At 39.5% G+C, this 12,038-nt stretch carries 10 protein-coding genes; 4 read left to right on the top strand and 6 right to left on the bottom strand.

The window, feature by feature from the left end; translation table 11 throughout:
- Window positions 1–103: 103 nt before the first annotated feature.
- From BI350_RS09605 to parE, 3 genes are all read right to left on the bottom strand, one after another.
- On the bottom strand, window positions 104–1,324 hold the full coding sequence (locus BI350_RS09605; RefSeq protein WP_075527901.1) for an MFS transporter: 1,221 nt from the start codon (window positions 1,322–1,324) through the stop codon (window positions 104–106).
- Window positions 1,325–1,437: 113 nt separating this feature from the next.
- The gene (gene parC / locus BI350_RS09610; RefSeq protein WP_075527902.1) at window positions 1,438–3,870 is read right to left on the bottom strand and encodes a DNA topoisomerase IV subunit A; all 2,433 of its coding nucleotides are present in this window, start codon (window positions 3,868–3,870) and stop codon (window positions 1,438–1,440) included.
- A complete protein-coding gene (gene parE, locus BI350_RS09615) occupies window positions 3,867–5,840 on the bottom strand; it encodes a DNA topoisomerase IV subunit B (protein ID WP_075527903.1) in 1,974 nt (657 codons plus the stop codon). The genes parC and parE overlap by 4 nt, the downstream gene beginning before the upstream one ends.
- A gap of 229 nt (window positions 5,841–6,069) precedes the next feature.
- On the opposite strand from parE, the gene plsY reads away from it, so the two are divergent.
- Together plsY and BI350_RS09625 are read left to right on the top strand one after the other, a co-directional pair.
- Window positions 6,070–6,675, top strand: a complete 606-nt coding sequence (gene plsY, locus BI350_RS09620; protein WP_075527904.1) for a glycerol-3-phosphate 1-O-acyltransferase PlsY — start codon at window positions 6,070–6,072, stop codon at window positions 6,673–6,675.
- Between the two features lie 29 nt (window positions 6,676–6,704).
- Window positions 6,705–6,998 (top strand): HesB/YadR/YfhF family protein, encoded by a 294-nt coding sequence (locus BI350_RS09625; protein WP_075527905.1) that lies wholly within the window; start codon window positions 6,705–6,707, stop codon window positions 6,996–6,998.
- 63 nt (window positions 6,999–7,061) lie between these two features.
- On the opposite strand, the gene BI350_RS09630 is transcribed toward BI350_RS09625, so the two are convergent.
- The 3 genes from BI350_RS09630 to acnA all read right to left on the bottom strand — a co-directional run bounded on the left by BI350_RS09630 (window position 7,062) and on the right by acnA (window position 10,806).
- Window positions 7,062–7,364, bottom strand: a complete 303-nt coding sequence (locus BI350_RS09630; RefSeq protein ID WP_075527906.1) for a hypothetical protein — start codon at window positions 7,362–7,364, stop codon at window positions 7,062–7,064.
- Window positions 7,364–7,789, bottom strand: a complete 426-nt coding sequence (locus BI350_RS09635; protein ID WP_075527907.1) for an acyl-CoA thioesterase — start codon at window positions 7,787–7,789, stop codon at window positions 7,364–7,366. The genes BI350_RS09630 and BI350_RS09635 overlap by 1 nt, the downstream gene beginning before the upstream one ends.
- Before the next feature lie 290 nt (window positions 7,790–8,079).
- Window positions 8,080–10,806: an aconitate hydratase AcnA gene (gene acnA / locus BI350_RS09640; protein WP_075527908.1), complete on the bottom strand. Its 2,727-nt coding sequence runs from the start codon at window positions 10,804–10,806 to the stop codon at window positions 8,080–8,082.
- 271 nt (window positions 10,807–11,077) lie between these two features.
- On the opposite strand from acnA, the gene BI350_RS09645 reads away from it, so the two are divergent.
- Window positions 11,078–11,623, top strand: coding sequence for a cysteine hydrolase family protein (locus BI350_RS09645; protein ID WP_075527909.1), 546 nt, complete (start codon window positions 11,078–11,080; stop codon window positions 11,621–11,623).
- Between the two features lie 76 nt (window positions 11,624–11,699).
- The gene (locus BI350_RS09650; RefSeq protein ID WP_075527910.1) at window positions 11,700–11,954 is read left to right on the top strand and encodes a GlsB/YeaQ/YmgE family stress response membrane protein; all 255 of its coding nucleotides are present in this window, start codon (window positions 11,700–11,702) and stop codon (window positions 11,952–11,954) included.
- The last annotated feature ends 84 nt before the right edge of the window (window positions 11,955–12,038 follow it).

Raw genomic sequence — 12,038 nt, forward strand, 5'->3', positions numbered from 1 at the left:
TGAATGATTGATTCACTGTCATATAGCGATAACCACAAACCCTCCCAAAATAATCCCCCTAATTATGGTACTCACGATTATTCACTAAAAAAACCGCAAAAAGTCATATGCTTTCCGCGGTTGGTTGTTCGAGTATGATATTTCTTCGCTTCATTTGAATAAAAAATAAAGCGGTTAATCCTAAACTGATGAATCCAAAAATGACAACCATCGATTGTAGTCCGATAATATCTAAAAAAGCGCCTGCTGTTAGTAGGACAACTTGAAACATAACGCGTTCTAACATATTACGGAATGAAAAAAACCTGCCGTGGTATGCTTTTGGCATCTGTTTTTGAAAGATGACCATCGCCGTTGGGAAAAAGCAGCCTAAAGCAAACCCCAATACTGCAAAAGCAGCTAACGTAATCATTTGGCTCTCAACAAAATATAACATAAATTCAGCAACCGCCACAAACGAAGCAAACGCAAACAATATAACCGTTGTTCTCCATTTTTTGGCGATATATTTTACCGCAAAAGCGCCGAGCATAAATGCAATGCCTTCAAACGTATAAATTAATCCCTTCATGGCCGCCGAATCTTGTATCTCACTAATATTAATCACAATCAAGTTAAAGGAACCGATAAAGAGTAAAGGAATTAACGTCATAACAAGTGTCATCAGTACTGCCGGATACGCTTTTAACACAGGAAACACTTCCATAAAACCACCAGATTTTGCTGGCCTTTTCACTTTTGCCTCCCTGTCTTTTACGCCCTCTCCTTCGTCAATTTGCAACATGAAGGTGAATAGGAGCAGTGCGCCATAAGCGATAATCGAAGCCCAATAAAGCGTCACGAGCGACCAATAGACGAGCATCACGCCTGCTAAAGCGGTCCCAAGCACTCTAGAAACAGTCGCAACGTTCATATGCAGCCCATTCATTGTCAATAAATCGTCCTCTTTCACAACAAGTGGAATTGTAGCTTGTAATGCCGGGAAATAAAAAGTTGCCGCTAACTGAATGCTAATCATGAAAACAACCATCCACCAAATCGATCCGGTACCGAGTGCAATTAACATGAACACAACACTCACCATTCTCCCAAAACCCGAAATTAGGAGCACTGTTTTTTTCCTGGATTGGTCTATCACTTTACCGGCCAATGGACCTGCAACAAGTCCTGCAAGTAATCCTACAGACATAATTAACGCTTTCACAAAATCAGATGGAACTTTTTCTTGCATAAATTCTAAGTTACCAATAATCCCTGTCCATAAACCCAAACCCGCAACCATTTCCCCAACTAAAATAATCCAAATGTTACGATTTTTCCACATAACACTATCCCCGTTCGTAATAAAATCAGCTACTTTATAATACTTCGTATTTCGAACTATTATACGGCATTGCAAAATAAAAGTCACGGGGATTTTTACACCCGTGACTCTGGTTATGACTCTATAATCGCTTTTGGATCCTTATAAATATGTGAAACTTTTCCTTCTTTTTTCTCATCGGCAATAAAGCTTCCATTCGATTGACGATCTACTAATCTTAAAGTACCAGCTTGAACCGGTACTTTTTCATCATTTTCTGTCGCTAATACAATAATTTCATCATTTGTTGCCATCACTGCACCTATTACCCGGTGAGGGTTCGTTTGTAGTTCTCTTAAGACGAGAAGTCCGCGCTGAGCTCTCTTCGCTGTCTCAAGTTCTTTAAGTCCCATTCTCTTCACTGCCCCACGCTGTGTAGCTACAATAATCGAAGCATTCGTATCAGATACGACAACTATCGAGACAAGTTTATCATCTTCTTTTAAATTAATCCCCCGAACTCCAGCGGTACGAATACCAGTTACATTCACTTCAGACAATGAAAACCGGAGTGCATACGCTTGATGCGTAAAGAGGATGACATCTTCATCGCCTTTCACGAGTTTGGCGTCAACCATCCGATCACCATCGCGAACGCCCATTGCAATAAATGTTCGATTATAACGTCTGACTGGATAATTCGATAAACATGATTTTTTAATGTTTCCATTCTCAGTTACGGTTACGACGACCGCATCTTCTTCGAAATTTTCAATACCAATTGCCGCTACAATTTCTTCATTCGGCTCTAAGGGAATGATACTTGAAATATGTTGACCAAGATCACGCCATCTAATATCTGGTAACTCATGTACTGGCTGATATAAATAGTTACCGAATGACGTAAACAACAATAGATGATGCTGTGTATTCATCTGCTCTTCAAATAACATATAGTCAGATTCCTTCATGTCATGTCCAGTACCATTTGATGCGCTATAAGAACGAATGCTCGTTCGTTTAATATAGCCGTCTTTTGTAACAGAAACATACACTTCTTCGCTCGGTATAAGGATATCAATATCAACTTTAATTTCTTCGATTTTTGCTTCAATTTCCGATCTTCTAGGCTCAGCAAATTTCTTGCGAAGTGCCGTCAATTCTTTACGAATGACTGCCGTAAGCTTTTTATCGCTTTTTAAGATTGCATCTAGTTCTTCAATCGTTTTTTTCAATGTTTCTTCTTCTTTTCGCAACTCTGTTATATCTGTGTTCGTTAATCGATATAACTGTAACGATACAATCGCTTCCGCTTGAATTTCGGAGAACCCAAACTTCTCGATAATATTATTTTTAGCATCGCGCTTATCTTTAGAACTTCTAATCGTTTGAATGACTTCGTCTAATATAGATAACGCCTTCATTAAGCCTTCTACAATATGTAGACGATCTTGTGCTTTTTGAATATCATATTCCGATCTTCTTGTCACAACTTCTTTTTGATGGTCAATATAAGCATCTAGTAACATTGGCAGCGACATTAAAGTTGGCCGGCGCCCAGCAATTGCAATCATATTAAAATTATACGTCACTTGTAAATCTGTATTTTTTAATAAATATTGTAAAATACCGTTACTATCCGTATCTTTTCTTAATTCAATTACAATACGCAAACCTGTTCTATCCGACTCATCCCTTACATCGGCAATCCCTTCCAACTTCCGATCAATTCGGAGTTCGTCCATACGCTTTACGAGATTTGCTTTATTCACTTCATATGGAATTTCAGATACGACAATTTGGGATTTTCCGCCTTTTAAAGATTCGATATCCGTTTTGGCACGAATCACAAACCGACCTCTACCTGTTTTATAGGCTGTTTTAATTCCATCCGTTCCTTGTATAATACCGCCGGTTGGAAAATCAGGCCCTTTGATGACCGTCATGAGTTCATCAACCGTTACATTCGGCTTTTTAAGTCGAAGAAGAACCGCATCGAGCACTTCATGGAGTGCGTGCGGTGGAATATCTGTTGCGTAACCCGCTGAAATTCCCGTTGACCCATTGACAAGTAGATTTGGAAATCTAGCCGGTAAGACAGTAGGCTCCGGTTCCGTGTCATCAAAGTTTGGAATAAAATCAACCGTGTTTTTCTCAATATCTCGCAACATTTCACCGGAAATCGCAGATAAACGTGCTTCTGTATAACGCATTGCTGCCGCAGAGTCGCCATCGATGGAACCGTTATTTCCGTGCATTTCAATCATTAAATGGCGAAGTTTCCAATCTTGGCTCATCCGCACCATCGCTTCATAGACAGAGGAATCTCCGTGTGGATGATAATTACCAATTACGTTTCCAACTGTTTTGGCAGCTTTACGGAATGCCTTTTCGTGTGTATTGCCATCATGGTGCATCGCATACAAAATCCGGCGTTGTACTGGTTTCAATCCGTCACGCGCATCTGGTAATGCTCGGTCTTGAATGATGTATTTACTATATCTTCCAAATCGATCCCCGATAACTTCTTCGAGTGGAAGATCTTGAAATCGTTCAACATTTGTCATTCATAATCCTCCTCGACATGGATAAATTCATTATCTAAAATATTATGTTCTTCAAGTTGTCCGAAATCGACGTTTTCTTCTATCCATCGTCTTCTTGGTTCAACTTTATCACCCATGAGCGTTGTAATGCGTCGCTCTGCTTTAGCACCATCTTCAATCGTGACACGGATTAACGTACGCGTTGCAGGGTTCATTGTTGTCTCCCATAATTGGTCCGCATTCATTTCCCCAAGACCTTTATAACGTTGTAACATGTAGCCTTTACCGATTTTTTCTACTGCGGCATCAAGGTCTGTTTCTGTCCATGCATATTCAACCTTTTCTTTCTTGCCTGTGCCTTTAAATACTTTAAATAGTGGCGGAAGTGCAATGAAGACTTTTCCAGCCTCAACGAGTGGTTTCATATATCGATAAAAGAACGTCAATAAGAGTACTTGAATATGTGCACCGTCTGTATCGGCATCCGTCATAATGACAATTTTATCGTAGGCTGCATCTTCAATATGAAAATCTGTGCCCACGCCAGCACCTATCGCATGGATAATCATGTTAATTTCTTCATTTTTCATAATGTCTTCCAGCTTTGCTTTTTCGGTATTAATCACTTTACCACGAAGAGGCAATATCGCTTGGAAAACACGATCGCGTCCTTGTTTTGCAGAACCGCCTGCGGAATCTCCTTCGACAAGATACAATTCGTTTCTTGCCGCATTACGAGATTGGGCGGGGGTTAACTTACCTGAAAGTAACGTTTCCGAGCGTCTTCTCTTTTTACCGGACCGTGCATCTTCACGTGCTTTACGTGCCGCTTCTCTTGCTTGTTGGGAACGAATCGCTTTTCGGATAAGCGAGGCACTTAATTCCGCATTCTCTTCAAGGAAATATAATAGTTTTTGGGATATTACAGACTCTGTGACAGATCTAGCTTCACTTGTGCCCAACTTCCCTTTTGTCTGTCCTTCGAACTGAAGAATCTCTTCCGGGATGCGAACAGAAATAATGGCAGATATCCCTTCACGAACATCTGCTCCCTCTAGATTCTTATCTCTTTCTTTTAAAAGACCAGTTCGTCTTGCATAATCATTAAAAACACGAGTTAGAGCCGTTCGTGCCCCTGTCTCATGTGTTCCGCCATCTTTTGTTCTAACGTTGTTAACAAACGACAATATCGTTTCAGAATAGCCATCACTAAACTGAAAAGCAAATTCAACTTCAATGCCTTCCGATTCTCCGTCTAGGTAAGCCACTTCATGCAGTACATCTTTTTCTTCATTTAAATATGAAACAAATGCTTTTATGCCTGACTCATAGAAAAAAGTTTCTTGTTTGTCAGTCTCTTCATCTTTTAAATTTATTTTTAACCCTTTTAATAAAAATGCAGATTCTCGTAAACGTTCACTTAATGTTTCATATTGATATTTAACAGCGGAGAATATTGTAGAATCTGGTTTGAAATGAATATCTGTTCCTTTTTCTCTCGTCGTACCGATTTTTTCAAGCGTTGTAACTGGCTTTCCACCCCGCTCAAAACGTTGACGAAACTTCTTTCCATCTCGATAAATCGTCACTTCTAGCCATTCAGATAAAGCGTTCACAACAGCAGCACCAACACCATGGAGTCCACCACTTGTTTTATAACCGCCTTGGCCAAATTTACCGCCGGCGTGTAACACGGTCAAAATAACTTCTGTCGTCGGTTTTCCCATTTGGTGCATCCCGGTAGGCATCCCACGTCCGTAATCACGGACACTGACACTACCATCTACATGTAATGTCACATCTATTTCGGCACCGAATCCTGCAAGAGCTTCGTCCACTGCATTATCAACAATCTCGTAGACTAGGTGATGAAGACCGCGTGTATCCGTTGAACCTATATACATTCCAGGCCGTTTTCTAACGGCGTCTAATCCTTCTAGTACTTGGATTGAATCATCATCATATTTATAAACTTCTGGTTGTTTCGTCAAAATTCCGCCTCCATCAAACGAATGTTCTTAACTTTTATCGTACCGCTTCCGGAAAAGGTTGTCAAATCAACGTTTGCAGAAGCTCGCTTCATTAATTGTATATAAAAAATGCCTTGATTGCAACGAGAGCAGAAAACTTTACACCTCATATCATATAACTGCCATTGTCGCATGACCATAGTTCTGATAAACTTAATGCATACTTAGACAACAAAGTGAGGAGTACGTCATGGATTTATTCATAATGATTTTTGCCGCTTATATTCTGGGCTCTATCCCTTCTGCATTATGGGTTGGCAAATGGTTTTACAAAGTAGATGTTCGCGAACATGGCAGCGGTAACCTTGGAGCAACGAATACATTTCGTGTACTTGGAAAAACTGCCGGTTTCATCGTAACATTATTAGATATTTTAAAAGGAACAGCTGCAACACTACTTCCTTTACTTCCGTTTTTTTCGGAAACAACGATTCATCCACTAATTTTAGGACTGATTTCAGTTGTCGGACATATGTATCCGATTTTCGCTAACTTCATAGGTGGGAAGGCAGTCGCTACTTCAGGTGGTGTTGTATTAGGGTATCATTGGCCAGTATTTCTACTTGTCATTATTATCTTTTTTATCGTTTTAAAATTATCAAAAATGGTCTCCTTTACTTCGATGACAGTCGCAATCGTTGGCATTATTTATAGTGTTGTTTATTTTTTTAATACAGGTGATTTTTCATTGTTAATCGTCATAGGTCTTTTAACGCTATTTATTTTTTACAGACATCGTGAAAATATTGCAAGGATCCGTGCGGGGACTGAACCAAAAATAACTTGGTTAAAGTAATAGAATGAACGTGATAGGCGGGATTGTCAATGAACATTGTTTTGAGCGATGAAGCATTAAAGTGGTTTACGAACGAAATGGATGTAAGTAAAGGCGAGGCAATTCGTTTTTTCGCAAGATACGGCGGCTCGAGTCCACTACATGAGGGGTTTTCTTTAGGTGTAACTAAAATTGAACCTGACGAAGCCTCTGTACAGATAGAAAAAGAAGGTGTCCTTTATTATATCGAAAGCAGAGATGAATGGTTTTTCGATGGACACGATTTAATTGTTGACGTCAATCCAAAACTACAAGAATTGTCTTATTTCTATAAGAAATCGTGAGAGTTTCATGCTCTCACGATTTTTTTTATGCAAAACAGACTCCTCGAACCTAATGAAAGGCATTTATAATAAATTAAACCGTCTTAACTGGTCGGTTAATCCTTCTTTTATTAAAATTCGCTTCTCATGTTCCCCAAACAAATCAAAATGAGGATAATCATCTCGCATATCAATCCACTCACGCTTAAGACCGTATTTCTCGCCCCATTCCGCAAGTCTCACAATATTTCCACAGCCTGCTTTTGTAACCGTTTTACAGTTTGGAAAACGTTCATCCAGCCAATAATGCGTTAAAAACGCGATTTCACCAGCTGCAACTGCCTCTTTCCAAGCGATCAACTCTTGTCGATTAATGCCGAATGCCATTAGACTTGAACCCTTTTCACTTCTTGATATTTCGCTTCCCAAGCAGGATCTACTTTACTTAAAGATACGGGTCTAAAATTATCTTTTTTCACTAAAACATGTTCAGATAGAGCAGTTGCTGCAACCGTACCATCTTCATGTAAAATCTCATAGCCGTACGTCGTGCGTAAACGTCCATGTGTCTCAACCCAAGTACGGATTGTTGCCACTTGGCCATAACGCATGGCTGCCTTGTACTGTATCGATAAATCCGTCACAGGAGATAAATAACCTTCTTTTTCTAATCCTGCATATGTAAAGCCGAGATCTTGTATCAATGCGGTTCGTCCAATTTCCATCCATACTAAATAATTTGCATGATAAACAACACCCATTTGATCTGTTTCTGCATAGCGAATTTCTATCTCTTTTTCACTTATAAACAATTGAATCACCTCTTTCTTCATTATACAAAAGGTTTACCATAAATGGTGTAGGACGCTTTTAAATATGTATTTCTTTTTACATTAGTCAATTTCATAATCCAATCTTTTCGCTGCGCCGATACAATATATAGTTTGGGCAATTATGAAATTGCCTCTGTTAAGTTAAAACGTTCTTAACTATATACTGTATCAGCTTAGCGGTTTTAGGTAATTATGAAATTGATTCATATGAATGACAAAAAACTGTAGATAAAGTCACGTGGGACCTTATCTACAGTTTTAAAAATCACTTAATTAGTTACTTTGTTGTCTTTCATTTTGTCGCGAAGAACCATTTGTAAAATACCACCGTGGCGGTAGTAATCTACCTCAACGTCAGAATCGAAACGTGCAAGGACGTCGAATTCTTTCACTGAACCGTCTTTCGCAGTTGCTGTTACCTTGAGGATGTCACGTGGTTTAACATTATCCGTAATGTTTACGCTAATTTCCTCCTCGCCTGTTAAGCCAAGTGTTTCAGCACTTTCACCTTTCATGAATTGAAGTGGTAGCACACCCATCATGACAAGGTTTGAACGGTGAATACGCTCATAGCTCTCAGCGATAACCGTTTTAATGCCGAGTAAGGATGTTCCTTTTGCAGCCCAGTCACGTGAAGAACCCATTCCGTAGTCTTTACCTGTAATAATTGCAAGACCTGTACCATCTGCTTGGTATTTCATGGCAGCATCGTAAATTGGCATAATTTCTTTTGTTGGCCAGTACGTCGTGAATCCGCCTTCAGTACCTTTTGCAATTTGGTTACGAATACGGATATTTGCGAATGTACCACGCATCATCACTTCGTGGTTACCACGACGGGAACCGTATGAGTTGAAGAAACGTGGATTTACTCCGCGATCCGTTAAATATTTACCGGCTGGTGTATCTTTACCGATTGCACCTGCTGGAGAAATATGGTCTGTCGTAATTGAATCCCCGAACTTACCGATAACACGTAAGCCGTTTAGGCCTTCGATATCAGCAGGCTCTTTTGAGAGTCCTTCGAAGAATGGTGGGTTTTGAATGTATGTTGACTCATCATCAAAGTTGTATAGTGAATCGTCAGTCGTTTCAATCGCATTCCACGCTTCGTTCTCAGTGAATACACGTGCATACTCTTTACGGAAGAGTTCAGGTGTTACTGTTGATTTAACAGCTTCTGCAACTTCTTCAGTTGTTGGCCAGATGTCTTTGAAGAATACATCATTACCATCTTTATCTTGACCGATTGGGTCGTTTTGAAGGTCGATATCAACTGTTCCAGCAAGTGCATAAGCAACAACTAATGGCGGTGAAGCTAAGTAGTTTGCTTTTACTAGTGGGTGAATACGCCCTTCAAAGTTACGGTTACCCGAAAGTACTGAAGAAACTAGTAAATCTTCTTCAATTATTGTTTTCTCGATTTCAGGTAAAAGTGGTCCTGAGTTACCGATACAAGTCGTACAACCATATCCTACTAAGTTAAAGCCGATTTGCTCCAAGTATGTCAGTAAACCGGAATCTTGTAAGTAACCTGTAACAACTTTAGAACCTGGTGCAAGTGATGTTTTGACATACGGTGCTGGTTTCAGCCCTTTTTCGACAGCTTTTTTCGCCACAAGTCCCGCACCTAACATAACGTATGGGTTAGATGTGTTCGTACATGATGTAATTGCTGCGAGTGCAAGGTCGCCCGTTTTGATTTCAACCTTACGTCCATCTTCGAATTCGATTGTTCCTTTTTTCGATAATTCATTTGGAGATAAACCGAATCCTTGGTTCCCTTCAGGTGCAACAACCGCATCGTTAAATGAACGTTGCATTTCTGAAAGTGGAATTAAATCTTGTGGACGTTTTGGTCCTGCAAGGTTTGGTTCAACTTTTGAAAGATCGATTTCGATAATGTCTGTATATGTTGGCTCTTCTTTATCTGGTGTGAAGAACATATCGTTTTCAATTAAATATTGTTTAACAACTTGAACTTGCTCTTCCTCACGGCCTGTTAAACGCATGTAGTCAAGTGTTTCTTCGTCTACTGGGAAGAATCCACAAGTTGCACCGTATTCAGGCGCCATGTTTGCAATTGTTGCACGGTCTGCGAGTGGTAATTTTGCTACACCTGGTCCGAAATATTCTACAAATTTTCCTACAACGCCGTGTTCACGTAATGTTTGTGTTACTTTTAATGCAAGGTCAGTTGCAGTTGTTCCATTTGGAAGTTCTCCAACAAGCTTAACCCCAACAACTTCTGGTAATGGGAAGTAGGAAGGTTGCCCAAGCATTCCTGCTTCAGCCTCAATACCACCAACACCCCATCCAAGAATACCCATACCGTTAATCATCGTTGTATGTGAGTCCGTTCCAACGAGCGTATCTGGGTACGCTTCAAATGTACCGTCTTCATTTTCAACTGCATGAACAACATTTGCTAAATACTCTAGGTTTACTTGGTGAACAATTCCTGTTGCAGGTGGAACTGCGCGGTAATTGTCATACGCTTTTTGTGCCCAGCTTAGGAACTGATAACGCTCAGCATTACGTTTGAACTCAAGTTCCATGTTCAATTGAAGTGCTGACTCATTTCCGTAGCTATCTACTTGTACTGAGTGGTCAATAACTAGGTCTACTGGAATTTCTGGGTTAATCTTATCTGGATTACCACCCATGTCAGCCATTGCTTGACGAAGTGAAGCTAAGTCAACAACAACTGGAACTCCTGTAAAGTCTTGAAGAATAACACGAGATGGTTTAAATGGTACTTCACCGTTTGGATCAGCATCCGTTCCCCATTTCGCAAGGTTTGCAACGTGGTTGTCTTGTATGACATAGCCATCGTGTTGTCTTAGTACAGATTCAAGTAGCACTTTGATTGAATAAGGAAGTTTAGAGATGTTTGCAATGCCAGCTTCTTCAATTGCTTTTAAACGATAGTAATTATACGTCTTACCATCAAGCTCGAAAGAAGTACGACTGTTGTGTAAATTACTTTTAGCCATTTAATTTCCTCCTAATATCTACTGAAAAGGCGGTTAAAAAGCGTCTTTTCTCTACTTAATCATATAATAGTCTAGCACATAAGTAAAATACAATAACTTTATAGATTCTCATAAGTAAAATTAATGACCTGTAGAAAACACTGGAATGCAAGCGGTTACCCTAGCTTTAAGCTCAAGTCATAACATGGTTATTACGATTTGGTAACTTCTGATGACAATCTATTATCAATGTGGCATGATAGAAATAAACAGAAAATGGAGTTGATTCGAATTGAAAAAAGCCTTACTTGTTATTGATTATACGGTTGATTTTGTTGCAGAAGAAGGAGCATTAAGTTGCGGAGAACCTGGGAGAGCACTTGAATCTTATATTTCATCTTTAACCAAACAGTTTATCGATGAGGAACAATTTGTGGTCTTCCCTGTTGATGTACATGAATTGAATGACCCATTTCATCCCGAAACAAAACCTTTCCCACCGCATAATATTCGCGGTACGGCTGGAAGAAATTTATACGGGTCGCTTCAACAAGTTTATGAACAGAACAAAGAGAAAGTGGTTTGGATGGATAAAACTAGATTTAGTGCATTTGCGGGAACGGACCTTGAATTACAACTTCGGGCTCGCAGAATAACTGAGCTACATCTTGTCGGCGTTTGTACAGATATTTGTATTTTACATACCTCAGTAGACGCGTATAATAAAGGGTTTGATATTTTTATTCATGAAAAAGGAGTTGCAAGCTTTAACGAAGCTGGTCATGAGTGGGCATTAAGTCATTTTGAAAACACACTCAATGCAACAGTCGTACGATAATCAAAATTTAGTTGTTTAAAACTTTTAAAAATGGTCATAACATAGAATAACTGATTTAGAAGGAGATGGATATTCTATGTTTAGTTTTTTATGGTTTTTAATTATCGGCGGTATTATTGGATGGCTAGCCGGTGCTATATTAGGTAGGGATATTCCAGGTGGTGTTGTCGGTAATATTATTGCTGGTATTATCGGTGCGTGGATTGGTGGCAAACTACTCGGCCAATGGGGTTGGAAAGTTTCCGACTTTTACGTCTTCCCCGCATTAATCGGCGCGCTTATATTCGTATTTATTATAAGCCTACTCTTAAAATCTATGCGTAAAGGATAAAAACGGAAACCGCCATTTAGTTTCGGAAGATAGACAATTCAATTTTCAAAAAGTAAAAAGGATGAATCCCATTCACATGAGATT

The sequence above is a fragment of the Sporosarcina ureilytica genome (assembly GCF_001753205.1).
In the GTDB taxonomy this organism is placed as follows: Bacteria; Bacillota; Bacilli; order Bacillales_A; family Planococcaceae; genus Sporosarcina; species Sporosarcina ureilytica.